General features: G+C 70.2%; 20 protein-coding genes. 8 read left to right on the plus strand and 12 right to left on the minus strand.

What is annotated here, in order from left to right:
* The first annotated feature begins 12 nt into the window (after nt 1-12).
* Entirely contained in the window at nt 13-180 is a 168-nt protein-coding gene (locus KZC50_RS05400) for a hypothetical protein (RefSeq protein ID WP_156305125.1), read from the plus strand.
* 21 nt (nt 181-201) lie between these two features.
* Here KZC50_RS05400 and KZC50_RS05405 read toward each other — a convergent pair whose 3' ends face one another.
* The 4 genes from KZC50_RS05405 to KZC50_RS05420 form a co-directional block, all read right to left on the minus strand.
* The gene (locus KZC50_RS05405; protein ID WP_310890892.1) at nt 202-1,398 is read right to left on the minus strand and encodes a 4-hydroxybenzoate 3-monooxygenase; all 1,197 of its coding nucleotides are present in this window, start codon (nt 1,396-1,398) and stop codon (nt 202-204) included.
* A 96-nt stretch (nt 1,399-1,494) separates the two neighbouring features.
* Nucleotides 1,495-3,204, minus strand: a complete 1,710-nt coding sequence (locus KZC50_RS05410) for an IclR family transcriptional regulator domain-containing protein (RefSeq protein WP_310890893.1) — start codon at nt 3,202-3,204, stop codon at nt 1,495-1,497.
* A 10-nt stretch (nt 3,205-3,214) separates the two neighbouring features.
* A complete protein-coding gene (locus KZC50_RS05415; RefSeq protein WP_301134634.1) occupies nt 3,215-3,505 on the minus strand; it encodes a hypothetical protein in 291 nt (96 codons plus the stop codon).
* Between the two features lie 141 nt (nt 3,506-3,646).
* Nucleotides 3,647-4,645: a LysR family transcriptional regulator gene (locus tag KZC50_RS05420; RefSeq protein WP_310890894.1), complete on the minus strand. Its 999-nt coding sequence runs from the start codon at nt 4,643-4,645 to the stop codon at nt 3,647-3,649.
* A gap of 178 nt (nt 4,646-4,823) precedes the next feature.
* Between KZC50_RS05420 and KZC50_RS05425 the strand changes: the two genes are divergently transcribed.
* The 6 genes from KZC50_RS05425 to KZC50_RS05450 are packed head-to-tail and all read left to right on the plus strand — an operon-like array spanning nt 4,824 to nt 12,639.
* Entirely contained in the window at nt 4,824-6,125 is a 1,302-nt protein-coding gene (locus KZC50_RS05425; RefSeq protein WP_310890895.1) for a C-glycoside deglycosidase beta subunit domain-containing protein, read from the plus strand.
* A 37-nt stretch (nt 6,126-6,162) separates the two neighbouring features.
* Nucleotides 6,163-7,638: a C-glycoside deglycosidase beta subunit domain-containing protein gene (locus KZC50_RS05430; protein ID WP_310890896.1), complete on the plus strand. Its 1,476-nt coding sequence runs from the start codon at nt 6,163-6,165 to the stop codon at nt 7,636-7,638.
* A gap of 8 nt (nt 7,639-7,646) precedes the next feature.
* Nucleotides 7,647-8,573 (plus strand): alpha/beta hydrolase, encoded by a 927-nt coding sequence (locus KZC50_RS05435; protein ID WP_310890897.1) that lies wholly within the window; start codon nt 7,647-7,649, stop codon nt 8,571-8,573.
* Nucleotides 8,570-9,460 (plus strand): nucleoside hydrolase, encoded by an 891-nt coding sequence (locus KZC50_RS05440; protein WP_310890898.1) that lies wholly within the window; start codon nt 8,570-8,572, stop codon nt 9,458-9,460. Before KZC50_RS05435 ends, KZC50_RS05440 begins: the two co-directional genes overlap by 4 nt.
* A 15-nt stretch (nt 9,461-9,475) precedes the next feature.
* Nucleotides 9,476-10,951: a family 43 glycosylhydrolase gene (locus KZC50_RS05445; RefSeq protein WP_310890899.1), complete on the plus strand. Its 1,476-nt coding sequence runs from the start codon at nt 9,476-9,478 to the stop codon at nt 10,949-10,951.
* A gap of 47 nt (nt 10,952-10,998) precedes the next feature.
* A complete protein-coding gene (locus tag KZC50_RS05450) occupies nt 10,999-12,639 on the plus strand; it encodes a DUF5597 domain-containing protein (protein WP_310890900.1) in 1,641 nt (546 codons plus the stop codon).
* Nucleotides 12,640-12,688: 49 nt separating this feature from the next.
* Here KZC50_RS05450 and KZC50_RS05455 read toward each other — a convergent pair whose 3' ends face one another.
* From KZC50_RS05455 to KZC50_RS05475, 5 genes are read right to left on the minus strand one after another with little or no spacing between them, the layout of a single operon-like run.
* Nucleotides 12,689-13,591, minus strand: coding sequence for a sugar phosphate isomerase/epimerase family protein (locus KZC50_RS05455; protein WP_310890901.1), 903 nt, complete (start codon nt 13,589-13,591; stop codon nt 12,689-12,691).
* Nucleotides 13,588-13,992, minus strand: a complete 405-nt coding sequence (locus KZC50_RS05460; protein ID WP_310890902.1) for a C-glycoside deglycosidase beta subunit domain-containing protein — start codon at nt 13,990-13,992, stop codon at nt 13,588-13,590. Before KZC50_RS05460 ends, KZC50_RS05455 begins: the two co-directional genes overlap by 4 nt.
* Nucleotides 13,985-15,538, minus strand: coding sequence for a GMC oxidoreductase (locus KZC50_RS05465; protein WP_310890903.1), 1,554 nt, complete (start codon nt 15,536-15,538; stop codon nt 13,985-13,987). Before KZC50_RS05465 ends, KZC50_RS05460 begins: the two co-directional genes overlap by 8 nt.
* A complete protein-coding gene (locus tag KZC50_RS05470; protein WP_310890904.1) occupies nt 15,525-16,739 on the minus strand; it encodes an FAD-dependent oxidoreductase in 1,215 nt (404 codons plus the stop codon). The genes KZC50_RS05465 and KZC50_RS05470 overlap by 14 nt, the downstream gene beginning before the upstream one ends.
* 28 nt (nt 16,740-16,767) lie before the next feature.
* Nucleotides 16,768-18,069, minus strand: a complete 1,302-nt coding sequence (locus tag KZC50_RS05475) for an ABC transporter substrate-binding protein (protein WP_310890905.1) — start codon at nt 18,067-18,069, stop codon at nt 16,768-16,770.
* Nucleotides 18,070-18,276: 207 nt separating this feature from the next.
* Between KZC50_RS05475 and KZC50_RS05480 the strand changes: the two genes are divergently transcribed.
* The gene (locus KZC50_RS05480) at nt 18,277-19,587 is read left to right on the plus strand and encodes an ROK family protein (RefSeq protein WP_310890906.1); all 1,311 of its coding nucleotides are present in this window, start codon (nt 18,277-18,279) and stop codon (nt 19,585-19,587) included.
* Nucleotides 19,588-19,679: 92 nt separating this feature from the next.
* Here KZC50_RS05480 and KZC50_RS05485 read toward each other — a convergent pair whose 3' ends face one another.
* From KZC50_RS05485 to KZC50_RS05495, 3 genes are all read right to left on the minus strand, one after another.
* Nucleotides 19,680-21,833, minus strand: coding sequence for a glycoside hydrolase family 3 N-terminal domain-containing protein (locus tag KZC50_RS05485; protein WP_310890907.1), 2,154 nt, complete (start codon nt 21,831-21,833; stop codon nt 19,680-19,682).
* Between the two features lie 79 nt (nt 21,834-21,912).
* Nucleotides 21,913-23,217 carry an ABC transporter substrate-binding protein gene (locus KZC50_RS05490; RefSeq protein ID WP_310890908.1) on the minus strand — a complete coding sequence of 435 codons (1,305 nt, stop codon included), beginning with the start codon at nt 23,215-23,217 and terminating at the stop codon, nt 21,913-21,915.
* A 137-nt stretch (nt 23,218-23,354) separates the two neighbouring features.
* Nucleotides 23,355-26,555, minus strand: coding sequence for a glycosyl hydrolase (locus KZC50_RS05495; protein WP_310890909.1), 3,201 nt, complete (start codon nt 26,553-26,555; stop codon nt 23,355-23,357).
* Between the last annotated feature and the right edge of the window lie 66 nt (nt 26,556-26,621).

Raw genomic sequence — 26,621 nt, forward strand, 5'->3', positions numbered from 1 at the left:
CAAGATGGGGGGATGGACATTCGAGTGCTCTTGGCCGTCGGGGCCACCGCGGTGATGATGGCGTCGATCGGGTTCGTGATGTCGATGGTGATCCTCAGCCTGGTCACCGGTGACAGCCTGAGCTTCACCGGCGGGCACAGCGAGGCGCTCGCCGCCGTCGCGGCGGTCGCCCGCGCCTGATCCCTCCCCCCGGGGAGCCGCTCAGTCCATCGAGGTGAGCGGCCAGCCGGTGTATGCCTCGGCGAGGTAGGTCATGCCGGCCTCGGATTCCACGACACTGCGGAGTTCGCCCACCTGACGGCGCCGGTCGAAGGGTGTCGCCTCGTCGGTGGTGTGCAGCATCGAGGTCATCCACCACGAGAAGTGCTGCGCCTTCCAGATGCGCCGGGATGCCGTCTCCGCGAACGCATCGATGAGGTGCGCGTCGTCGCGGAGGATCAGCGCCTGCAGCGCCTGGTTCAGCAGCACCACGTCGGCCACGGCCAGGTTCATGCCCTTCGCGCCCGTCGGCGGGACGGTGTGCGCGGCATCCCCGACGATCGCCGCACGACCGCGTCGGAGCTCGTAGGCGACGAAGCTGCGGAAGCGCAGCACGTCGCGCTGGAAGATCGGGCCTTCCTTCAGCGTCGTGCCGGGGACGCGGCGCTGCAGGTTCTCCCACACCGCTTCTTCGCTCAGCGCATTCGGGTCGGCATCCGGATCGCACTGGAAGTACATCCGCTGGACCGTGGCGCTGCGCTGACTGATGAGCGCGAAGCCGTCGGGGGAGTTGGAGTAGATGAGCTCCTCGGCGCTCGGGGGCGCTTCGGTGAGGATGCCGAACCACGCGAACGGGTACTCGCGGAAGTAGCCGCCCGTGCTCGAGCCGGTGACGGCGGCGCGCACGACGCTGCGTGATCCGTCGGCTCCGACGACGAAGTCCGCCGTGATCTCGAGGGCTTCACCGTCGGCGGTGCGGGCGTGCACGACCGGGTGGTCGGAGTCCACGCCGTCGACACCGTCGACGCTCACGCCGAAGCGGAGGTCTTGCCCTGCGGCGAGGCGGGCGGCGATGAGGTCCTTCAGCACCTCGTGCTGCGGGTAGAGCCAGACGCTCCGCCCCGTGAGGCTCGGGAAGTCGATGCGGTGACCGGCGCCCTCGAAGCGCAGCTCGATGCCGTCGTGCCGGTTGCCGACGGTGCGGGCGCGGCTGTGCTCGCCGAGCCGGTCGAGCACCTCGACGGTGCCCTGCTCCAGGATGCCGGCGCGGATGGTGGTCTCGATCTCGTCGCGTGTGCGCTGGTCGACGACGACCGAGTCGATGCCGGCCTCGTCCAGCAGGTGCGACAGGAGCAGGCCCGCGGGGCCGGCGCCGACGATGGCGACCTGCGTGCGGACGGCGGTGGGGGCGGCGGTCATGGGTGTCTCCTTCGACTCCGGGACGATGGGCCCATTGTGCGGAGCGTCGCGCGGGGTGCGCCGGATGACTCCCGTTGAACGGGATTTTGCTCTCGGTCAGCCGCGGAAACCGAGGGCGCGCTCGATTTCGCGCTTGCCGGCGTGCAGCTCCACCAGGGCCGGTTCGACGGGCGCGTCCCGCCGGAGGACGACCGACAGTGCCGCCACCACCTGACCGGTCTCATCGCGCACCGGCACGGCGACCCCCGTGGAGACGGCCTCGATGAACCCGCGGGCGACGGCGTGCCCCAGGGAGCGCACCTCGGCGAGCTTCCGGCGGAGCGCCGCGGGGTCGGTGATCGTCTCGCGGGTGAGCGGCGGCAGGGGGGAGGCGAGGATCCGCTCCTGCAGATCGTGGTCGCCGAAGGCGAGGAGCACGAGGCCCGACGACGAGGCGTGTAGCGGCAGACGGCCGGCGACCCGAGTGACGTTGGAGCCGGATGCCGGGCCCGAGAGTCGCTCGAGGAACAGCGCCTCGTCCTGCTCGAGGATCGCCAGCTGCGTGTGCTCGCGGATCCGGGCCTGGACCCGCTCCATCGCCGGCATCGCGGATTGGCGGAGGCGGAGGGCCTGGGAGGAGCGCGTCGCGAGCTCCCACAGGCGCATCCCGATCCGCACCCGCCGATCGTCGTCGCGCTCGAGCAGTCCGCTGTCGACGAGCTCGCCGACGATCCGGTGGGCACTCGAGCTCGGCAGCCCCGCGCGCCGCCCGATCTCGGCGGCGGTCTGGGCGGTCCGGGTCGGAGTGAATGTCTCGAGCACCCGCACGAGGCGGTCGGTCACCGAGTCGCCGGAGGAGGAGTTCGCCACGTCCGCCATCGTCCCACGACGGCCGACGACCACCCGGCCGCCGATCCGTCGTGGCGTCTGCTCAGCCCTGCGGGTAGATCGAGCGGTCGTCCGTGCCGGCGGTGCCGGGTGTCGTGCGACGGGGCTCTGCCGCCGCTGCACCGCGTACTCACCGCCCTGGCGTCCGCCGAAGGGGCGCCCGTGGTCGGCGAATTCCTCGCGGAAGAACGCCAGACGCCACGGCCCCATCTCCATCCGCGCTCCCGTGCGGAGGATCCGTCGCTTCTCCGGCGGCCGGCCGGGTTCGGGCGCGCTGCCCCCGCCGACCTCCTCGATCGCGTACAGGATGTACTCGTCGCCCCGTTCGTGCCGGATCTCGGCGTGGAGCGGGGCGAGGCCGTCCAGCACCAGGTCGCACGCGGCATCCGACCCGATGGTCACTCGATCGGCGGTGAGGTCGAACTCGCGCGGGCGGCGACCGTCCCACGTGGTCGAGCCCACCGCGAAGATCAGCCGCGGCCGGCCCGATCCCGGGAGGTAGTGCGTCGTTGTGACGCGTCGCTGGACGAAGCGGTTGAGCGTCGGGGCGAGGGGCAGCATCGTCGTCGGGGGCGGAGCGATCATGGTCGCCGCGCGATCCTTCCGACGCCGCAGGAGCGGGGCGAGCGCGGACGGACTGCCGACCCGCACGTACGCCGACCCCGTGATCGCCCGCTGCACCGCGCTCCGCTGCACGTTGCCGAGCGCGAGGATGGGGCCGTCCGGCCCGTCCACGCGGACCGAGATGCCACGGTCGGCGAGTCCCTTGCCGACGACGTCGAGGTCGCGGAGGGAGCGGCGGCCGTTCCCGGGCAGCCGCGTCGGATCGCTGACGTACACGACGACCTCGGTGCCCGACGCGCGCACCGTGGCCTCGAAGGGCACGCCGTCGCCGGTGACGACCTCCGCCAGGGCGAGGTCGATGTCCAGGCGGATCATCGCCGGAGGCTCAGGACTTCCGGAACTCGTCCGACCCCGCCGACACGTCATCGCTCGTCGTGACGCGGAGCGTGCCGTTGAGCTTCCAGGTCGCGCGCGGGGCATCCGGCCCGATGTCGCGCGGCACCTCGACGGTCATGTCGACGAAGGAGTAGTTCACCGCGGCGCCGCGGCCCGTGAGATACGACCACATCTCCCGGCCGAGGTCGGTCCAGTCGGTGATCGAGTGCCCTTCGGGGCCGTCCGGCGACGCGAAGGGGTCGTTCTGGGCCTGGGGGTTCTGGGGGTTCGAGTCCGTCATCGCACTGTCCTTCCACCGCGCGTCCCGGCCGTCCGGCGACGCTGATGCCCCCGATTATGTCGCCGCCCAGGGTGGGCGCGGCCCGTTCGCGGGAAATCGGCGACGGATCCGGTGCTCGGGCGTCGAGGGTGGATACCGGCGTCAGGCGTCGACCGCGGGAAAGGGGTCCGGCTCCTTCGCCAGGATCCGGGCCGCCTCCTCGAAGATCCCGCGCATCCACACGTGCTCGGGATCGCGGGTGTGGACGGGGTGCCACCACAGGGCGCTGACGACCGGGATCGCCTCGAACGGCAGCTCCAGCAGACGGATGCCGGGCATGTGGGCGACGGTGGCGGCGAGCCCCGACTGCAGCATCCCGAGCCGGTTCGTGCCGGCGATGAAGTGCGGCAGGGCCAGGAAGCTCTCCACGATCGCGTCGACGCGCGGCTCGATCCCGAGCTGCTGCAGCTGCCGCGCGGCGGAGGTGAACGCGGTACGGGTCTGGAAGGTGAAGACCCAGGGGAACTCCGCGAGCATCGGCATCGTGAGGCCGTCCGCGACCGCTTCGTTGCTCTCGGACGCGACCACGACCCAGCGGTCGCGCGCGAGGTCGGCGAACGGGAGGTCGGAGAGGTGGCCGTGGGGGATGATCATGCCGTCCACCGCCCGCAGGCGCGCGACGGCGTCCTCGACGATGGCGGGAGTGTGGAGCAGGAAGCGGAAGCGCACGCCCGGCGCCGACTCGGCGGCGAGGCGCGAGACGAGCGGGCCGACGCGGGCGAAGCCGTAGTCCGATCCGTAGATCGAGAATTCACGCGTCGATTCGCGTGGGCTCCAGCTCGCCTGGCTTTCGAAGACGCGGCGCGCGGCCTCCAGCGCGGTCGTGGTGTGGTCGGTGAGGCGGAGCGCGAGCGGGGTCAGCTCGTACGTGTTGCCCCGACGCGCGAGGATCGGGTCGTTGAAGTGCGTGCGCAGGCGTGCGAGCGATGCGCTCAGCGCAGGCTGGCTGAGGTGCAGCCTCTCGGCCGCCCGCGTGACACTCCGTTCGGTCAGCAGCGCGTCCAGGGCGACCAGCAGGTTGAGGTCGAGGCGGGACAGGAGGGGCTGATCGGACACGACGTCGTGCTCCTTCGAGGATCCGGGAGCGCCCAGTCTATCCATCGCTTCGATTCGTCGCCGGGGCGTCATCCAGCGGACGGATGCCCCTTCTGGCGAAGTCTGCACCACTTATGTTGGAAATCGACGTAAACGTGCTACGCTCGCTCCGGGCCTGTCGAGGCCCCGCGCGCGCAGCGTGGCCCGCGGTACGTCGTCGTACCCGAACCGAGAGCGAGCACAGATGCTTCTCGAACGAGACATCCTCCAGTCCACCGGCTTCCGCAACGTCCGTGACGGCGGCGAGATCACCGGCTTCCAGCTCCGCCTGCGGATGCCGTCGTACCGGGGCATGGCGGCGTCGCTCATCGACGGCGTTTCCGTTCGAGTGGGCGACCTGGTCGACGTCCCCGCCGACGTCCCGATGTGGACCCTGCAGGGCAGGAGCTACACGCTCGCCGAGCTGTGGGCCTCCGATGGCGTCCGCTGGCCCCTTGAGGAGGCGGCGGTCATCACCGTCCCCCACCCCGGTGGTCTTCCCGACGGCATCCACGAGGTGTCCATCGAGCTCCGACTGCGGATGTCGTACATCCCCGTCGAACACCAGCCGTCGACGTACCGGGTGACCCGCAACCTCGCCCTCTCTCCCGAGGCGACCGGGGCTCCCTTCCGCTACGGCGTCAGCCTCTACAGCTTCATGGGCGACTACGGCACGGTCCTCGACCTCGAGACCGCGATGGCCGCGATCGCCGACATCGGCGCGACGGGCATCGAGATCCTCGGCGAGGGGCATGTGCCGAACTACCCGAATCCGCCCCAGGAGTGGGTGGACGAATGGTTCCGCCTCCTCGACGTCTACGGACTCGAGCCGACCAACTACGGCTCGTGGATCGACACGCGCCTGCACTCGAGCGGCCCCGAGGGCCGCGACATGACCGTCGACGAGGGTTCCGCGCAGCTCCAGCGCGACCTTCGGCTCGCGAAGCGCCTCGGCTTCCGGTTCGTCCGGCCGAAGATCGGCGTCGTCTCGAGCGACCTCGTCCCGCACCCGATCTGGACCGAGGTCGTCGAGGCCTCGCTGCCGCTGGCCGAGGAGCTCGACGTCATCATCTGTCCCGAGATCCACTCGCCGACCCCCATCAAGCACGACGTCGTCGACGAGTACATCGAGTTCATCGAACGGACCGGGACGAAGCACTTCGGCATCCTGATCGACACGGGCATCTTCCAGGACCGCCCGATCCCGCTGAAGCCCGGCGAGCTGCCCGGACAGCGCCCGGCGTTCCTCGACGGCATCGGCGTGGACCCCGCCGACTTCGCCGCGGTGGCGAAGTACACCGTGTTCGTGCAGGCGAAGTTCCACGACATCGACGACGCCCTCGAGGACCAGCAGATCCCGTGGGAGCCGGTCCTCCGCGCGATGAAGGATGCCGGGTACACCGGCTACCTCTCGAGCGAGTACGAGGGCGAGCGCGAGCCCTGGCGCTCGATCGAGCAGGTGCGCCGCCAGCATTCGCTCATGCGTCAGGTCGCCGACGCGCTCTGAGCGCGCGGCCGCACATCGAAGACGAAGGAACACGACAATGCCCAACGGACTCATCGCCGACGACAGTCTCCGCCCGCACCCCGACGGCCTCGCGCTGAAGCTCACACTGCCCTGGTACCGGAGCCTCTGGCTCTCGTCGGTCGGCACGTTGCGGGTCACGATCGACGGTGCCGAGGTGCCGGCATCCGATCTCGCCTTCGAGCTGAAGGGCCAGCGCTACACCCTCGATCAGCTGCCCGAGCAGAGCGAGACCCTCTGGTACCTGCAGGAGCATCCGCTGCTGATCGTCCGCCGGCCGGCGCCGATCACGCTGGGCGAGACCCACGAGGTCGAGATCTTCGGCGAGCTGCGACTGCCGTACATGCAGATCGCGCCCGGGCAGGACGGCGGGCCCGGCATGTACGTGCCGAACATCGTGCGCCAGTCGTTCGCGCTGACGGCGACCGACACGGATGCCGCGCCCCCGGCGCTGGTGTCGGACGTGCCCCCGCCGCCGGTGGCGACGGACGCGGACCCGTTCCGGCTCGGCCTGACGCTCTACTCGGCGAGCGCGGAGTTCCGCGCCGGCTGGTATGACTTCGACAGCCTTCTCGGGCGGGTCGCGGAGCTCGGCATCGGACCGGGCATCGAGATCGTCGCGTCGCAGGTGCTGCCGACCTATCCGCACCTGTCGCCGGAGTTCGTCGACAACTGGCGGGCGGCGTTCGACACCTACGGCTTCGACGCCAGCTCGTTCGGCGCGAACCTCGACATGGGGCGGCGTCGCGACCGCGACATGACCGACGACGAGGAGTTCGCCTTCAGCGAGGTCCTCTTCCGGGATGCCGCGGCCCTCGGGTTCCCGCTGGTGCGCATCCAGAGCGCGAAGCCCACGCTGCTGCGGCGCCTCCTGCCGATCGCGGAGGAACTCGATCTGAAGCTCGCGTACGAGATCCACGCGCCGGTGGGTCCGAACTCGCCGCAGATCATGAAGGTGCGCGAGGTCTACGACGAGCTCGATTCGCCGCTCCTCGGCTTCGTCGCCGACTTCTCCTCGACGATGCACGCGATGTCGCCCACCCTCCTGCGCGCCGTGCAGCGCGCAGGGCTCGACGACGAGGCGCTCGCGAAGCTGCAGGCGATCTGGGCGACGGACGCGACGATGCATGAGCGCCAGCAGGAGTTCATCGGCTACCTGAAGAGCCGCGACTTCGACCCGGGTCGCCTCGGCGCCTTCGCGCACCTCGCCTTCAACATGCACGGCCACGTCGCCCCGCAGGAGTGGGCCGACATCATGCCGCAGATCCTGCACGTGCACGCCAAGTTCTACGACATCGACGAGAGCGGGCAGGAGCCGGCGATCGACTACCCCGAGCTCGTGCGCGTCTTCGTCGAGGGTGGCTACCGCGGATACTGGTCGAGCGAATGGGAGGGACACGCGTTCGCCGAGCTCGGCGAGGTCGACCCGCTGCTCCTCGTACGGAAGCAGCACGACCTGATCCGCCGCTCGATGCGCGCGCTGCAGCCGGCGTGAGCGGGGCCGTGCCCTCGGAGGTCGCAGAGGTTCCGGACTTCCGACGGATGCCGATCGCCGAGGCGGTGCGGTGGCTCGCCGAGAACGGCGAGCCCGCCGATCCGCGGCCGGACATCGACACGGCCTCGCTGATGCGCCGCTTCCCCCGTCTGGGGACGGTCCAGACGGCCGACCTCCGCGTCGACGGCCCGCACGGCCGGCCTGTGCCGGCGCGGGTGTACCGCGATCCGTCGGCGGCGGCATCCGGTCGGGCGCTGGTGTGGGTCCACGGCGGCGCGTTCATCGGCGGGCACCTCGACATGCCCGAGGCGAACTGGGTCGCGCTCGAACTCGCATCCCGCGGGATCCCCGTGCTGTCGGTGGACTATGTCAAGTGCCACGGTGACACGCACTTCCCCGAGCCGACCGACGAGGTGCGCACCGCGTTCGCATACGCCGTCGCGCACGCCGAGGAGCTGTTCGAGGTCGCGCCCGATGCGGTCGTGCTCGGCGGCGCGAGCGCGGGCGGCAACCTGACGGCCGGTGCCGTCGCACAGCTGCAGGATGCCGGCGAGGCCGTGGCCGCGGGACTCGTGCTCGTCTACCCCGTCGTGCATCCGAACGGGCCGGAGGCCTCGAGCGAGGTCGACCCGACGTCGCCGCACGGAGGGTTGGCCCTGAACTTCGCCGGATCGGTGGAGGCGCTCGCCGACCCGCACGCGTTCGCCGCGCTCGGGCGGGTGGACGGGTTCCCGCCGACGCTCATCGTCGTGTGCGAGAAGGATGGACTGCGGCCCTCGGGTGAGGCGTTCGCGGCCCAGCTGGACACGGCGGGTGTCGCGGTCGAGCTGCGTCTGGAAGCCGGCGCCGATCACGGTCACATCAACGAGCCCGCCGATCCGACCGCGTTGCCGACGGTCGAGGCGATCGCCGCGTGGATCGGCCGTGCCCGATGAGCGGCGAGACCTACCGGCGGATCCCGACCTTTCCGCAGGCGCGGGTGATCGTCGACAACGATTTCGCCGGTGATCCAGACGGACTGCTCGCCCTCGCGCACCACCTCCTCGCCGACGGTGCCGTCGTCCGGGGCATCACCGGCACAGCGATCCCCCGTGAGGGGCAGCCCGTCCCCGCGGGTGACACGGCGCGCGATGCGGTCGACGAACTGCTCGATCGATTGGGCGTGACCGAGCGACCCGCGGTCTCGGCGGATACGAGGGCGCGATTCGCGGAGCTCACGGAGCCCACCGACGGCGCGCGTCTCCTCACGGTCGAGGCGATGCGCGAGGATGATCTGCCGCTCTACGTCTGCGCGGGCGGGCCCCTGACCAACATCGCGAGCGCACTGCGCGCCGACCCGACGCTCGCCGACCGGATGCACATCGTGTGGATCGGTGGCGGAAGTCACCCCGACGGGGCGTGGGAGTACAACCTCACGCACGACCTGCCCGCCGCGCAGTTCGTCTTCAACGAGACACGCGTGCCGATCATCCAGGTGCCGCAGGCCGTGTACCGGCAGTGCGCGATGTCGACTGCGGAACTCGAGCACGGGCTGCGCAGCGCCGGCGAGTTCGGCCGCTGGCTCTACAGCCGGTTCACCGCACCTCCCTCGTTCGTGCGCATCGCGGGGCACTGGCCGATGGGCGACAGTCCGCCGGTGCTCATCACGGCACTCACGACCGAATCGAGCATGTCGCGGACCATCCCCTCCCCCTGGATCGATGACGAGGGTCGGTATGCGATGCACCCCTCGCCGCGGGACCTCGTCGTCTTCGACACCATCGATGTGCGACTGCTCTTCGCCGACTTCTTCGCGAGGCTGCACCTCGCGGCATCCGTCTGACACGCAGGAGGCGCCATGACGACGTTCACCAACCCGATCCTCCCCGGTGACCGGCCCGACCCCGCCGTGATCCGGGTCGGCGAGGAGTACTGGATGACGTACTCGTCGTTCGAGGCTGCCCCGGGGCTGCTGCTGCACCGCTCCCGCGACCTCGTGAACTGGACCTACGTCACCGCGGCGCTGCCGGAACCGATCGGCAACACGTTCGCGGTCGACATCGCCGAGCACGACGGTCGGTTCTTCATCTACATCCCGTTCATCCCGGCCCCGTGGTCCGAGCTCACGGAACCGTCGATCTTCGTCGTCCACGCCGACGCGATGGAGGGGCCGTGGTCGGCGCCGGTGGATCTCGGCATCCGCGGGGCGATCGATCCGGGCCACGTGGTCGACGCCGAGGGGCGCCGGTGGCTCTTCACGAACGGCATCCGTCGTATCCGGCTGAGTGACGACGGCCTGTCGACGATCGGCGAGCTCGAGAAGGTGTACGACGGCTGGCGGTACCCCGACGAGTGGATCACCGAGGCCTACGCGCTCGAAGGACCGAAGCTCTTCCGGCGCGGTGAGTGGTTCTATCTCGTGAGCGCGGTCGGCGGTACGGCCGGTCCGCCCACCGGCCACATGGTCATCGTCGCCCGATCGCGGTCGATCGACGGTCCGTGGGAGAACCATCCGCGCAACCCGATCGCCCGCACGACGGATGCCGCGCAGAAGTGGTGGTCGCGCGGGCACGCCACGCTCGTACCGGCGCCGGGTGCGGCGGTCGAGGGTGGGGACTGGTGGATGGTCTCGCACGGGTACGAGAACGGATTCCGCACCTTGGGGCGGCAGATCCTGCTCGAACCGATCCGCTGGAGCGCGGACGGGTGGCCGGAGGCGGCGCTCGATGACATCGGGGGAGCGCTCGTCGCGCCGCGTGGTGCCGGTGCGCAGCCCGACGCGGTCGGATTCGACGACGACTTCGCGGAGCTTCGGCTCGGTGAGCGGTGGGCCTTCCACGCGCCAGGACTCGGGGAGGCCGCTCGTCTCACGGCGGGGGACGGGCTGCGCATGGCGGGAAAGGGCGCAGGCCCCGCGGACACGTCGCCGCTCGCGATCCTCACCGGTGCGCACGCCTACGAGGTCGAGGTCGATGTGGAGCTCGAGGGCGATGCCGAGGCGGGCCTGCTCCTGTTCTTCAACAATCGGCTCTTCTGCGGCATGGGTATCGACGGTGAGCGGATGCTGAGCTATTCGGGTGGCATCCGCACGCACTGGCGTGAACCGGCGCCGGCGACGCGGCGGATCGCGCTGCGGATTCGGAACGAGGAGCACATCGTCTCCGGCTGGTATCGCGTCGGCGGCGGGAAGTGGACGCGGCACGCGATTCGCTACGAGACCTCGGGGTATCACTCCAACACCATCGGCGACCTTCTCAGCCTCCGGCCCGCGCTCTACGCGGCCGGCGCGGGTGCGGCGCGTTTCCGCGACGTCCGATATCGCCCACTCGCCTGATGCCCGACGTGGCTTCGATCGCTGAAACCCACAGGACAGGACACACCATGACCTCCCCCACCACTCCCGCGACCCGACCCTGGGCACTCACCGCCGAGCCACCATTCCACTTCCAGCGCGACGGAGCGCCGGCGCTTCTCGTCGGCGGACAGGTCTTCAACTCGGCGTCGTCCTCTCCGAAGGCGATCGCGGACTCGTTCGCACACGTCCGACGCGTCGGCGCGAACGTCGTACTCGCGCCGGTGAGCTGGGCGCTGAGCGAGCCCGCGGAAGGCGCTTTCGACTTCTCGCTCGTCGACGACATGCTCGCCGAATCCCGCACGAACGACCTGCGCCTCGTGTTGCTGTGGTTCGGCGCCTTCAAGAACGCGGCGTCGACCTACGCTCCCACGTGGGTGCGCAGCGATCCCGATCGGTTCCCGCGCGCGGTGGTGGAGGCGAAGGGTCTGCAGGCGTTCACCTATGAGGGCGCGACGGCCAAGCCGGTGCTCTCGGCCTTCAGTGCCGACCTGCGCGAGGCCGACGCGCGCGCGTTCGAAGCGCTCATCCGACACCTCGTGGATGCCGATCCCGAGGGCACGGTCGTGATGGTGCAGGTCGAGAACGAATCGGGGATCCTGTCGGACAGCCGCGACCGCAACGCGCTCGCCGAGGCCGCGTGGGCAGCGGAGGTGCCGACCGACCTGCTCGCGCACGTGCGCGCGACGCCGGAGGGCAGCACTTCCGCCCGGTCGCTCTGGGAAACGAACGGACGCGCTGCGGACGGTTCGTGGCCCGAGGTCTTCGGCTACACGCCCGCGGCGGAGGAGGTCTTCATGGCCTGGACCATCGCCACCTACGTCGAACACCTCGCGGCCCGAGGTCGGGCGATCGCCGACATCCCGATGTACGCGAATGCGTGGCTCGGCCCTCAACCCGGTCAGGACACCCCCGGCCAGTGGCCGAGCGGGGGACCGGCATCCACCGTCCTCGATGTCTGGCGAGCCGCGGCTCCGTCGCTCTCCCTTCTGGGGCCCGACATCTACGTGCAGGATGCCGACGCGGCGATGAAGCCGTACGCGACCGGCATCCAGCCGTTCTTCGTGCCGGAGAGTCAGCTGAGGCCGGCCGAATTGGTGCGTGCGATCGGAACCTACGGCGCGGTCGGATGGTCGGCGTACGGCCTCGATGCGGCCAATCCCGACGGGCAGCTGTCGGCCACGCTGACCTTCATCGCGGGGCTCGAGGCGGAGATCGCCGCGGCATCCCTGCGCGGGGCTCTCACGGCGATCGTCCTCGAGCCTGGCGTCGAGATCGAGAACCGGAGCGTTGACGGCGTCGACATCATCGCGCGGGGAGCACGCGCACTGCTTGCGCGGATGCTGCTCGATGCCGGGGTGAACATCCCCCACGCCGAGCTGGAGGTGCCCGCCGAGTCTCTGCCTCACGCGCAGATCGCCGTCCCCGGAGAGACGCGGCCGTTCGCCCTGATCGCCGGAACCGGCGACGGCGGCTTCCTCGTGATCGGACGCGAGCTCACACTGGACTACTTCGCGGCGGATGCGCGGGTCGAGATCGACGCGGTGCAGGAGCTCATCATCGACGAGGGTCGCGTCGTGAACGGCCGGGTGCTCAACGGCGACGAGCGGCTCATGATCCTGCCCAACGATCGCGTGGGTGCGGCCCGCATCCGTCTCGTCCGTCTCTGACCCTCCGCGGCGCTCCCTGACGCCTCGCGGCCACGAGCCGACGCGGGGCTCAGCGGTCTGCTCGGGCTTCGCGCTCAAGCGAACGCAAGAGGGCATGGTGCCGCCGAACCTGCTCCTGCCCGCGGTAGGCCACGCGTTCGCCTTCGTACTCGCTCGACAGCCAGCCTCGATAGTCGTGCGCGACAAGCGTGTCGACGATCTCCGCCCAGGGAATCTGCGCATCGACGAGGTCCTCGTCGATGTCGAAGAACTTCGTCTGGATGAACGCGACGTAGGGGAGGACGTCGACGAGGTCGCTCATGGGGACGGCGAGTGGCCGCATCCATCCTTCCTTGTGCCCCTCATCGCTCATGCCCGGCTGGATAGCCGTGGTCACCTCGCGCTGGAAGATCCCCGTGTCGATCATCAGCCGGAAGTGCTCCGAACCGGCCTGTTCGATGAAGGCGATGTACTCGTCGACGACGCAATGCCGGATGGGAGTCGGCGCGTGGATTTCAGGACAGATCACCACGCCGCGCTCTTCCGCGAGCGTGAGGTTCGCTTCGACGACGGGGCGCCAGAGCGGATGCGGGTCCAATTCCATGCTGACGACGCCGAACTTCGGGCGGATCGACGTGAACCCGAGCGTCGATGCCAGCCGGATGTCGCGGGCGAGGACCTCCATCCCCTCCTCCGCCGTGAGGTCGCGACCGCGCGCGATGCCGACATCGACCCATGAGCAGTAGTTGGACGGCTGCAGCCCATGAGCGTCCAGCGACGCCCACCACCGATCGATCCACGCCGTCGAGGGGGTCGGGTAGCACGCCACATTGCTTTCGCCGAGGATCTCGATCCCGGTGGCTCCGACCGAGGCGATCTCGGCCATGGCATCGTCCAGGGTGAGGACGGTGTTCATGTCGCCGGTGTAGCTGTACAGCGAGACGCCGTACCGGAACGCGCTTTCGTCGGTCATACGACCACCGTGACCTTTCGCTGAGCGTGGAAGAGGGAAGGCTGGAACATCGCGGGGATGTAGGGCGCGTGGATCGCGATGTCGATCTCCAGATTGTGCACACCCGGGTTCAATCCGCCCGGGTGCGGCACTGTGATGACGGCGGGTTCGTCCAGGTTCCAGCGCACGTCCAGATGGGAGGCCTGGAGGTCCTCCACGGTGTACTCGATACCGTTCAGCGTCCACCGGGGGACGGTTCGGTCCCAGTGGTGGCCGTCGATGCGGACATCGATGCCGTCGATGAGGCGCCCGTACGCCCCCCGGTAGTTCGGCATCCGAACGAGGAAGCGGAAGCCGGTGACCTCGCCGTCCTCGACGACGTTCTCCACGCCGCGGTTCTGGATGATCTCTCGTTCAAGCATGAGTACCCGCCTGCGGTCGGTGGAGGGAGAGAGCGGATGCCGCCTCCCGAGCGATTGCGCGCGCACCGCGGACGGCGAGGGCGACGCTGGTCAGGGTGGGGTTGCACGCCAGGGCAGTAGGGATCACTCCGTTCCCGGCGACGTGAAGTCCGCTGACCCCCCAGACGCGGGAGTCGGCATCGCACACGCTGCGTCCGTCGTCGACCGCGCCGATCCGTGTCGTTCCCTGGTAGTGCAGAGAGGCCCCGGGAGGAAATTCGATCGGATCTCCGAACACGGCATCTCCGAGCAGCTCACCTACGGCGACCATCTCCGCTACGGCGCGGTCGAGGGTGCGCCGATCGGCCTCGGTCAGGTCGTAGTGGATGCGCATCGCCGGCATCCCGTAGGAGTCCGTCCGGTCGTCGTCGAACTCGACCCGATCGTCCGCGCGGATGTCCTTCGCGCAGAACCACCCGAGCCCGACGACCTCGCCCGGGAGGATGTCGCCGTCATACGGAACCGGCGAGGCATCCAACTGCATCACCTGACCGTGAAACGGGTGGTCATCGGTGTACGGCACCCAGCTCACGCCGCTCAGGACGTCCACCGGCCCTCCCGCCCGCGTCGGGTCCTGGGGCAGCACGTCTCGCAGCTTCACCGCATGGACGACCTGCGGCTGGTCGTTCAGATAGCGGCCGAGGGCCGGCGGCCGGATGTCGGACGCCCAGAGGAGCTGCGGCGTGCGCAGGGCGTCGGCGGCGACGACGACCGTCGGGGCGTCGACCTCGTACTCGCGGCCGTCGACGAGGTTGCGGACCCGCACGCCGATCACGAGACCCTCCACCGTGCGCACCCGGGTCACCAGTGTCCGGTCGATCAGGCGATGGTTCGGATTGGCGCGGGTGGCATCGCCGAACACCACGTCGGACCCCGACCACCACAGGCGGCCGTCCTCCTCGAGACGCACCGCAAGCGGCATCGGCTGCACGGGGCGAGTGCGGTGCGGATCGAGGCCGCGCGCCAATCTTTCGCGGACCTCTTCCGCCAGCGGCGCGGCCCCCATGAGCTCGGCGGAGACCCCCAGGAGACGCTCGCCCTCCGCGAGGAGATCATCGAGGTCGGACACCTCGGCGATGCGCTCGCCCTCGCCGGGACGAGGGCACGCGCAAGTCCAGTGCGCCCCCATGCCCCCGACGTTCGTGGAGAACGCCGCGGCGGGGAGTCCCGCCTCGTCGCCGTGTCGGTATCCGTCCTCGAGCAGGAAGGTTCCGGCTCGGACGATCCGCTCCGCGTCCGATGCGTACCCGTCCAGAGTGTCAGTGCTCTGGTAGACAGAGGAGGGCGCGGGTCCTTCCGAAAGGCGTTGCGCTCGCGCGCGCGCGTTGTCGTCGATCAGGTTCTTCACGTGAGCGCCGGGGGGGTCGGTGATGATCGGCCCTGCGTCGAACTGCAGGATCCGCAGGTCGGGGCGCTCCTCGCTCAGGATGCGGGCGTAGGCGGCGCCGGCCGGACCCGTCCCCACGATGACCACGTCCGCGGTGCGGGTCTGTTCACGCTCGGACAAGCCCGGCTCCCATCTCGTCGAGCTGGGCCACGATCTCGGCTGGACTCTTCTCGCCCACCTGCTTCTGGAGCATGGGCGTCTTGTCGAGGATGAAGTCGCGCACGGGGCGCAAGGGCGCTGGGGCGTGGTGGAACACCTTGCCCAGGACGTACGCCTGCTGCACCTGCGCCGTCGTGTGTGCGATACGCCGGTCGTCGTACCGACCGAGCGCGGCCACGACCGCGGCGGCATCGGTCAGATCCACCCCGGTGAGCTCCTGCGCGAGGGTGTAGCCGTCTCCGATCGACATTCCCGCGCCGTACGCCGCATATGGAGAGGTCGCGTGTGCGGCATCCCCGGCGAGGGTGATGCGGCCCTTCGACCATCTCTTCAACGGCTTGCGGTCGCGGATCGGCCAGCGCTGGAAGTGCTTCTGATCGGTGGAGTCGACGAGCGCGGCGAGAGGGCCCGGGAAGCGGCGAGCGAGCGACAGGGCATGCGACTTCAGGTCGGCGGGCGGCTCGGCCTTCGGATTCCAGGCCTCCAAGACCCACCATTGGATGCCGTCCCGTCCGTTGTCGCGGATCGAGGAGTAGGTGCCCTGCACCGTGCGGTCATGCCGGAGGACGACTTCGTTCCGCTCGACACCGGGCACGTCGGCGAAGGTGTATCCCCCGATGATGTGCAGTTTGTGCTCGCGGCGCTCGCTCGGTCCCCACAGCAGTCGCCGCACCATCGAGTCGATACCGTCCGCTCCGACCACGGCCGCGGCGTCGATGCTCGAGCCGTCCCGCAGGGAGACTCGCACCGTCGGACCGAGGTCTTCGATGGCGGTGACTTCGACGTCCGGCCGGAGCACGCCCTCCGGCATCGCCGCCAGCATCCGCCGATAGAGTTCGGGGCGCAGCAGCCCGATGAAGCCTCCGCCGTAAGCCTTGACGACGTCATCCGGGATTTGCACATCGGCGCGGATGTTGCCCTTCACTCCGCGGAAGGTGGTGTGGCACGGGGCTCCCAGGTCGTCGGTGTCGACGCCCATCTCCTGAAGCGCTTTGATGGGCGGCGGCCAGAGGTTCAGGATGTTGCCGGCGGGCCGAGCCTCCCGGTACCGCTCGAGCAGGATCGGGGTGTGGCCCACCGTATGCAGTGCCAGCGCGGCGGCCATGCCGGCGGGGCCGGCGCCGATGATGACAATCGGCGTATCAGGGGTCTTCGCGTTCATGATGTCTCCGTCGAGTTCAGCGTGGCGATCACGATCCGGTGTCCCAGGCGGTGTCCATTTCGTCGAGGATCTGGTCCACCGTCCTCTGCCCGGTGAACAGGCCCTGGATGCCGACGCTGAGCGCGTCGTACACCGCAGGGTTCGGCCACGATTCGACCGGGAAGCCGGTGTAGTCGCCCGCTTCGATCAGATCGGCGATCGGCTCGTATTCAGGGGCGACGTTGTCCGTGGTGACGCCGGAGATCGCGACGAGACCCGACAGGTCGGCGAACGTCTGGGCCTGTGCGGGCTCGGCCGCCCAATCGAGGAAGGCCTGCGCGGAGGCCTTGGCGTCATCCTCGGCGGCCGCATTGATGCTCCATGCGTAGCTCGCCGAGACCAGGGCGTACGGTTCCTGTCCCGCGGCCGGGGGGAACGCCTGGGCGTTCAGGTCAACCCCGGCGTTCGCGCTGATCTGTGCGGCGGCCGATCCGGGCACTGGGGCCGACAGCGCGGTCTGTCCGCCGAGGCCCTGGGTGATCGAATCGAAGGTTCCCCCGGCGGCACCGTCCTGGAAGCAGCCCGCGTCATTCATCGTCACGATGTCTTCCAGAACGTTCCGCCATCCGCTGTCGGCGAAGGTCACCGCGCCGGCGCTGCGCTGCTGGTTCCAGTCGGGGTCACCCTGGTACACGCGTGTCGCGGAGATGATGGAGGCGAGCAGGCCGGTGTTGAACGAGATGGCGCCGGCGACGACGACGAAGCTCTTGCCGCCCTCGCGGGCCGCGGCGCAGTCGTCGATCATCTCCTCGAAGGTGGCGGGGTAGTCATCGATGCCGACCTCTTCGCCGCCCGGACCGTTCCAGACGAGCACGGTCGGAGCGAGCGCGGTGGGCTGGCCGTAGATCGTGCCGTCCACACCGAACAGGTCGGACTGGCCGCTCGGGATGATCGCTGCGGATGCCTCGCCGAGCGGTTCCAGGAACCCGCCCTCGGCGATCGTCTGGACCGTGACCGCTTGGCCGCCGCCCGGGATGAGAACCATGAGGTCGGCGGCGTTTCCGGCCTGAAGCTGCGTGGTCAGCTGCTGGTTGTAGTTCTCGGAGGGGTACGAGAGGACTTCGATCTCCACGCCGGTCTCCTCGCTGTACTGCTCGGCGAGCTTCGCGTAGGGATCATCGACGTCGTTCGCCTGCGGGACCATGAGGGTGAACCCGCTCATGGCCGGATCGGCGGAGGAGGTGTTCCCGCCCTCTCCTGCGCCGGTGCATCCGCTGAGGATCATCGCGCCCGTGAGAGGGACGGCGAGAAGGCCCCACCGGACGTGTCGGTCGATCGTGCTCTGGGTCATGACTGCCTCCGTGACATCGTTGTCGCCACTCCGGGCGAGTGGCCGGTTCAAAACCTCTGCACTACCTTGACACCATAAGTGCCTCAGGCGCATAAGTGTCGGTTATGTGCGACTTCGCCACTGCTGATGCGAGGATAAGGCGCCGGATACCGGCTCTCGCCGAGGTGGCAGAATCGGAGAACACTTCAGGGCTCGGGGGACGGATCGATGGCGACAGAGCATAGGGAGATCCTGCACGGGGTCGCCGCGTCGGGAGCGATCGCATCGTCTCTGGAGGCCGCGCCCCTCGCCGTCGTCGTCGATCTCGTCCGCACGGGCCGAGCACGGACCCGGCCGGAGCTGACAGCTGTCAGCGGGTTGAGCCGTAAGGTCGTCACGCAGCGCGTCGACCAAGCCTGCGAGATCGGCCTCCTCCGCGAGGGGGGACTCGCTCCGTCCGGGGGTGGCCGGCACGCGCGCGTCCTCGAGTTCGACCCCGATGCGGGACGGGTCTTCGGAGTGCTCATCGGTGCTTCCGAGCTCCGCGTCGCCGTCGCCGCCCTCGACGGACGCCCGCTGGCGACGTCGCAGGAGGACTGGACGGTCGACAGCGGGCCGGAGGCGACGATGCAACGTGTGCACGCGCACATCGACGCGCTGGCGGTCCGGCACGCAGCCACCCGGCCCTGGGGCATCGGCGTCGGAGTTCCCGGACCCGTCGACTTTCCCGAGGGTCGACTCATCGCTCCGCCGATCATGCCGGGCTGGGACGGATTCAGCGTTCGCGCGTGGTTGCGCGAGCGCGTTGATGCGCCGGTGTGGGTCGACAATGACGTCAACCTCATGGCTGTCGGCGAGTGGGTGCACGGGGTTGGGCCGCGAACGGAGGACATGCTGTTCCTCAAGGTCGGCACGGGCATCGGCTCGGCGGTCATCTCCCGCGGCCGGCTCCTTCGCGGTCAGAGGGGTGCGGCCGGCGACATCGGGCACATCCGCGTCTCGGACGACCCGACGGCCGTGTGCCGTTGCGGTGAGGTCGGCTGCCTCGAGGCAGTGGCGGGAGGATGGTCGCTCATCGTCGAAGCGACCCAGCGGGCGAGCGAGAGCCCAACGCTCCTGGACGCGTTGCGCGAGCGCGGGAGAATCTCCCTCGGAGATGTCGGTGCTGCCTCCCGCGCGGGCGACCCTGTGGCCCGTGAGATGTTGGGGGAGCGTGCCGCCGCGCTCGGCGAGGTCACCGCGAGCCTGGTGAACTTCGCCAATCCCGGACAGCTCGTCGTCGGTGGCGGTGTTCTGCGCGCCGGAGAGGAGCTGGTCGGCCGTATCGAGGATGTCGTACGACGGCGGAGCACGAAGATCGCGTCCGAGCACCTCGTCGTGCGTCCCGCATCCCTCGACCAGCAGGAGGGTGTCACGGGTGCCGCGCTCCTCGCCGTCGAGAACCTGCTCAGCCCGATCGCCTTGGCGCGCTGGGTCGAGGACGCCAGCCCTCTGGGCCATGCGGCCGCCCTGCAGCGCTTCGCGCCCGCGTTCGCCTGACCCCGCTGACCCTCCCTGACGCCGAGACTGCATCCTCCGGTCGAAACAGCGCGCGCGGCGTGCAGTCTCGACCGGAGGATGCAGTCTCGCGGTCAATGGGGGAGAGGCGGGGGTGTCACGCGGAGGGGGACGGGGCGGGTCGCGGCGAGGGTGGGGCCGACGTGCAGGACGACGTTGCCGGGTTCGACCGCGAGGGTGCCGTCGGTCAGGCGGAATCCGAGCTGGGCCGGGCCGATAGCGAACGAGAACGTCGATGTCTCGCCGGGCGCGAGCGTGCGCCGCGCGAACGCCACGAGCCGCCGCACCGGCGGCGCGACGCTCGCGACGAGGTCCTCGAGGAACACCTGAACGACCTCGTCGCCCGTCCGCGTCGAGGTGTTCGTCACCTCGACCGTGAGCTCGACGCTTCCGTCCACCCCGATGACGGATGCCGACAGTCGCGGCTCCCCGTACGCGAACGTCGCATAGCCCGAGCCGTGTCCGAACGGGAACTGCGGCCCGAGGTCGAGGTCGAGGTACTTGGACGTGAACTTCTCCGCCACGTTGGCCGGTCCCTCGACGGCCACGTCCGTCGTCGTGAGCCTGAGCGAACCGCGGGTGGTCGCGGGGCGCCCGGTGTTCTCGTGGTCGTAGTGGATCGGGATCTGCCCGACCGCCCTCGGGAAGCTCATCGGCAGTCGCCCGGCGGGTTCGGCGACACCGAAGAGCAGGTCGACGATCGCGGCGGGCGCCTCCGTGCCGCCGTGCCACACCTCGAGCACGGCCGGGGCCTGGTCGATCCAGTCGGCGACCACGAGCGGCCGCCCGTTGGCCATCACCACGACGACGGGCACTCCCGCAGCCGCGACCGCGCGGATGAGCTCCGCCTGCCGACCGGGGAGGCGCAGGTCGCTGCGCGACGCCGCCTCGCCGGAGAACGACGACGGCTCTCCCACGCAGACGACCACGACGTCGTGTCCGGGGACCGCGGCGATCACTCCGCCGATGTCGTCGGCGTCGTCCTCGACGAAGCCGACGCCCGGCAGCACCGTCACGACGATCTCCGGATGCTGCGCCGCGAGCTCATCCGCGATCGACACGGACCGCGCTCCGAAGTACTGCGTCCACGCCCCGAGGTGGTCGGTGGAGGTGGCATACGGGCCGGTCAGGAGCATCCGGCGGGGCGCCCCGAGCGGCAGCGTCCCGTCGTTGCGCAGCAGCACGGCGCTGCGCGCGGCGGCGGCACGCACGAGCGCGCGGCTCTCGCTCGACGGTTCGGTGATCTCGGCATCCGGATCGACGTAGGGGGTCTCGAACAGGCCGAGGCGCTCCTTGAGTGAGAGCACCCGCCGGACGGCGTCGTCGAGGCGCGCGGAATCGAGCCGCTCGGCACCCCATCCGATCGACTCCGGCGTCCCGCCCATCTCGATGTCGATCCCCGCGCCGTACGCGAGCGCGACCGCGTCGTCGAGGTCGGTGGCGACACGGTGCGGCACGAGATTGGCGACCCCGTCGGCGTCGCCGACGACCACGCCGTCGAAGCCCCACTCGTCCTTCAGGATGCCGGTGAGCAGTCGTCGGTCGGCGTGCACGGGAACCCCGGCGACGGTGTTGAACGACGCCATGACGGATGCCGCTCCCGCCGCGACGACGGCACGGAACGGTTCGAGGTGCACGTTCCGCAGCCGGTGGTCGGAGACATCGACGGTGTTGTAGTCGCGTCCGCCCTCGGGCTGGCCGTAGGCGACGAAGTGCTTGGCGGTGGCCGCGATCGACGTCGCTGCAGCCAGGTCGTCTCCTTGATACCCGCGGACCATCGCCGCTCCCAGAGCGGCATTGAGCAGGACATCCTCGCCGAAGCCCTCGACGACCCGTCCCCAGCGCGGATCGCGCGAGACGTCGACCATCGGCGAAAATGTCCAGTTCACCCCGCCCGAGCGGGCCTCGCGTGCAGCGAGGGCAGCCAGCTCCTCGACCATCGCGGGATCGAAGGAGGCCGCCTGCGCAAGTGGGACGGGGGCGATGGTGCGCTGCCCGTGGATCACATCCAGACCGATGAGGAGAGGGATGCCGAGGCGCGTATTCTCCACCGCCTCCCGCTGCAGCGCGTTCGTCGCGGTCGCCGACGGAGGCCAGAACATCGATCCGATTCCGCGACGCACGAGCGCGGCGGCATCGTCGTGGTTCGGGCGGAAGATGATCTGCAGCTGCCCGAGCTTCTCCGCGGCGGTCATACGGCTCACCAGATCGGCGATGCGCTCGCTCATCGGGGTCCTTTCCGGAAAGAGGGATGCCGCCCGGTCTCCCGGACGGCATCCCTGTGGTGTGTCGGATCAGGTGATCAGATCAGCCCCACGCGGCGTCCATCGACTCGAGGACGCTGTCCACCGTCGACTGGCCGGTGAGGAGACCCTGCACGCCCGAACCGAGCGCTTCGTACACGGCGGGGTTCGACCACGTCGCGTTCGGCAGGCCGGCGTAGGAGCCGCTGGAGAGCAGCTCGCCGATCGGCTCGAACTGCGGGAGCAGCTCGTCGGTCACGATGCCGGTGATCGGCACGGCGCCGGAGAGCTCGGCGTACTCCTTGGCATTCTCGGGCTCGGCGACCCAGTCGAGGAAGGACTGTGCCGAGGCCTTGACGGCGTCGTCCGACGACGCGTTGATCGCCCAGGCGTAGTTGGCGCCCGTCACAGTGAAGGCTTCCTGGCCCTGCGCCGGCGGGAAGGCCTGCACGTTCAGCGTCGCGCCGGTGGCCTGCATGATCGAGGCCGCGGCGCTGCCGGGGACCGAGGCGGTGAGCGAGGTTCCGCCGCCGAGTCCGGCGGTGATGTTGTCGAACGTGCCGCCCGCGGCGCCGTCCTGGAAGCAGCCCGAGTCGTTCATCTCGACGATGTCCTCGAGGACGTCGCGCCATCCGCTGTCGGCGAAGGTCACGTCGCCCGCCGCGCGCTGCGCGTTCCAGTCGGGATCCTCGGCGTAGACGCGGGTCGCGGAGACGAGCATCGAGAACAGTCCCGTGTTGAAGGGGATGCCGCCGGCGAGGACGGTGAAGCTCTTGCCGCCGTCGCGCGCGGTTGTGCACGCCTCGAGGAGTTCCTCATACGTCGAGGGGTACTCGGCGACGCCGACCTCGTCCGCCGCAGTGACGTTGAAGACCATGCCGACCGGGGTGAGGGCGGTGGGCTGGGCGTAGATCGCACCGTCGACCTCGAACTCCTGCTCGGCTCCTGCCGGCACGAGCGACGCCGAGGAGTCGTTCAGCGGCTCGAGGAACCCGGCCTCGGCCAGGGTGACGACCGAGATCGGCTGCCCGGTGCCGGGGGCGAGGATCATGACGTCGGCGGCGTTGCCGGCCTGGAGCTGCGTCGTGACCTGCGTGTTGTACGCGTCGGAGGGGTAGGGGATGACCTCGATCTCGGTGCCGGTCTCCTCGGAGTACTTCTCCAGCATCTGGGCGTAGAAGTCGTCTTCGTCGTTCGCCTGCGCGACCATCACGGAGAACCCGGCGTTGCCGGGCTCGCCGGTCGCTCCGCCGTCGCCGCCGCCGTTGTCGTCGGATCCGCCCGCGCAGCCGGCGAGGACCAGCGCTCCGGCGAGAGGTGCGGCGAGGAACATCCACCGGAGCTGACCGGTGCGAGTGTGCTGTGGCATGACTACCCTTTCTGACATCTTCGTCTCCAGCGGTGCGGCTGGCTGCGGATCGGGACCGCAGTCCCTACTGTGACACCATTTGCCGGATTTCGACATAAACGTTGCTTATATGTGGCAATACGCCCGTCGATCCGTGCTCAGGATGCCGAGATCACGGCGATCGGACCCGCCAACCCGGCGGCGATCGGCGTCGCGTTCGGCTCGAACACGGCCGCCATAGGCGCGAAGATCTCCCCACTCGGCTCCGCGGCCTCGGCGATCAGACGGTTGCGCCACGGGGTCGCGACGTCGACCCTGACGTCGTTCGCGCCGGCGCGCCACGCGGACCCGACATCCACCCGGTACGGCGTGGTCCATGCGACCCCGCAGTCCACGCCGTTGCACGTCACCCGCGCGATGCCGTGGACGACGCCGAGGTCGAGGACGAGGTCCGCGCCGGGCTCGGCATCGGCAGTCGCCGCCGCGAGCGTCGCACGGTAGGTGCCGATCCCCGAGAACCCGCGGAGCGCGTCGTCGAGATCGGTCCAGGCGACCGGTCCATTCGGCAGCGGGATCGTGCGGTCGTCGACGTCGAGCGTCCATCCCGCGACCGGGGCCGGCGCCACTCTCCGCGTCATCGGCGTCGAGGCTGCGGCATCCGTCTGCGGGGTGTCGGTGGTCACGACGAACACCGATCCGAAGGGCGGGAGCTCGAGGATGCCGTCCGCCGGCGTCCATCGGCGCCGCGCGACCGGATCCCACACCGACAGGTGCTCCGCCGGCGACCGCAGCGCCACCCGGCGGGGCGTCCCGCGCGGGTTGGCCAGGAACGTCACGACGCCGTCCGCCAGGCGCCGGTCGATCCGGCGGAGATCGCCGTCGTCGACCTCGAGCTCCGGACGGATGCCGAGGGCCTCGAGCGCGGCACTCAGGTCGGTCACGAGGACACGACCGCGCGTGGGCCGCCCCGACCACAGCCGCTCGATCGCGCGCGCGACCTCGGCCGGATCGTCCGAGAGCGACGGTGAGCCCTCGGGTGGGTGTCCGACGACGGTCGCCCCGCCATCCACGAGCTCCTGGATCCGACGCAGCGCCGCCAGCGTCATGCGACGGCTGGAGCCGCCGAGGTGGAGCAGATCGTAGGACGCGCCGCGGGCGTGGAGACGCCCGTCCTCGACGCGCAGCACGTCGACGAGCGCGTCGAACCCCACGTAGTCGGCGCCGATCCCGGCGGGGACCGCCGTGTCGACCTTCTCGGCGAAGAGCCCGGTCACGGGTGCTTCCTCACCGACGAAGACCGCGACGCGCACGAGCGGCATCCCGAGCGAGAGGACGGCGCTGCACCCGGCGAGATAGTCCACCCACGGGCCCGCCATCTCCGCCCAGGTCTCGAGCGCGGTGAAGGTCTGCCCGAGGAACGGCGCCAGCGCGAGGCCGGGGGGCGGGGTGGTGATCGGCTGATGGGCGGAGGTGTGGATCAGGAAGCGGGTGACGCCCAGTGCGAGCTGGAGGTCGGCGATGTGCTTGAGGCTCGCCGGGGTCGCCGTCCACGGCTGACCGAACGAGGTGAACGCCTCGCTTCCGACCCAGCGTCTTCCGTACACGTGCGCCACGGATGCCGCGCCCCGCAGGTCCGCGACGTACGTCGGTCGCGGGCCGTCCGCCGGTTCGAATGCCCACATGGCCCCCATCGGCACGTCCGCGTGCGCCCGCATGGCGAGGTCGTCGCCGAGCTGCGGGCGGGCGTCCTCCAGCGCCTCGCTGTACAAGGTCATGCCGCTCGCGGCTGCCTCCGCCGCGAGCGTGCCGTAGTACTCCGCGGCGAGGAGGTCGGCGATCGTGCGCCGATAGTCGTACAGGAACCGGTCGCTCGTCGCGGCGTCTCCGACGATGGCGCCGACGAGGGTGGGCAGGTAGGGCGTGGGGTCGTATCCGCGCCGTGCGCGGAACTCCTCGGCGACCGCGGGGGTGAAGTTCTGCGCTCCGGTCTCGATGCTGTCGCTGACCAGCGCGGAGAACGCGGCCGCGCCCTCGGCGCCGTCGCCGATCCTGGCGAGGTGCGTACGCAGATACGCCCGCACACGTGCACCGTCGAGCTTGTCGACCTCGAGGCCGGTGGCATCGGCCGGCGCAGGACCGTTGGTGGCTCCGGTGAGCGAGGCGCCGAGGCGGATGATCTCCCACTCGCCGTCGGGGGCGTCCCAGGTGAGCACGCCGTCCCGCATGTGCGCTGTGACGTCGATCACGTGCGCCGGGTCGATCGCGCCGGTCGTTCCTGTCGAGACGGGGGTGTCGACGGCGTAGAAGTCGGGGACGACGCCGAGGCCGGACTTCACCTCGGCGAGATGCACACGCGCCGCGGACCGTAGTGAGAACTGTGTCACGAGGAAGGCGTCATGGCCGCGCAGGACCGGGGGGACCCGGACGCCGGGCGCCATCGCGGGGAGGGCGGACGCGAGCGGCGCCCCCTCGAGGAGGAGGCGGAACCGCGGTGCCCGAACCGGCGCGAAGGAGGCGGTGCGCACCGGCACGGTCGTCACGTCGAGCGCGACGACGTCGGTCCAGGTCTCGCCGTCTGGGCTCGCCTGGAGCCGTGCGCGCGGGGCGGGTGCCGCACCGAACCCGGAGGGCCCCGGCAGGCCGACGACCACGGAGCGCACCTCGACCGGCTCTGCGAAGACCTGCTCGATCCACGCGGACGAGGGGGTCTCCGCGGCGCGAGGAAGGCTGAGGCCCGCAGCGAAGGATCCGTCGGTCAGTGTCGCGGCCTCCGAGCCGCTGTCCGCCGAGGTCCGCACGACGTCGGGGTGGAGCGGGTGCCGCGCGGCTTCGGCTGGGACGGCGAGCACACGCCAGTCCGTCGACCAGCGGATGCCGTCGCCCTCGCCCCACCGGGGCGCGTCCTGGCAGGGGCCCGGGGTGTCAGGGAGGGGAGGCAGGGTGACCTCGACCCGGGCGCCGCCGGTCACCCGTGTCGACGAGGACACCACCTTCTTCATGGCGTCCTCGGGTGTCACCCAGGGGCCTCCTGCGGCGCTCCAACCGGACGACGTCGCCACCGCGAGCTCCATCCCGCGCTCGGACGCGACCCGCGCGGCGGTGTCCACGGCGTCGGCCCATGCATCGGTGCCCGGGCGGACGGGGGCGTCGACGACGGGCGGGACACCCATCCCGCCATCGAAGACCTGCGCGCCGCGGAGGCCGACGCGGTGCATCCATTCGAGGTCGCGGACGATGCCTTCGGGGTCGACGTTGCCGTCCATCCAGTGCCACCATGCGCGCGGGCGGGCATCGTCGGGAGGATCGATCAGCGCCCCCCACGCGTCGCCTACGGCATCCGTGTTCTCGTCATCGGTCACGCGGGCATCCTTTCATCGCGCTTCTCCTCCTCGGGGGAGGGTCAACTTATACCGGATATCGCTAAA

The sequence above is a fragment of the Microbacterium aurantiacum genome (genome assembly GCF_031625015.1).
In the GTDB taxonomy this organism is placed as follows: domain Bacteria; phylum Actinomycetota; class Actinomycetes; order Actinomycetales; family Microbacteriaceae; genus Microbacterium; species Microbacterium aurantiacum.